The organism is Vallitalea sediminicola (assembly GCF_054408565.1).
In genome coordinates this window covers 1-236 of sequence record NZ_BTPT01000221.1, presented here as the reverse complement: position 1 = coordinate 236, position 236 = coordinate 1, and the positions used below count along the sequence as shown (strand labels likewise).

Genomic DNA, 236 nt, shown 5'->3' with positions numbered 1-236 from the left:
TAAAAGAATTAAATAAATTTACTGATGAAGTGCTACAACTTAAGAAACAAGGAATTAAAAACATTAAAGATCTAGTTGAAATAACTGATATGAATAATAAAGCTACTAAAGAAATAGATAGTTTAATAAAAGAAACTGATGAAAGTGCTGGAAAGATATATCAAGCCAGCCAGATGATTAGTAGTATTGCAGACCAAACTAACCTATTAGCTCTTGCTGCCTCTATTGCAGCGTTT

At 29.7% G+C, this 236-nt stretch carries 1 pseudogene; it reads left to right on the top strand.

The window, feature by feature from the left end:
- A pseudogene (locus ACX6CF_RS26495) lies at positions 1-236 on the top strand (methyl-accepting chemotaxis protein); the annotation flags it as partial.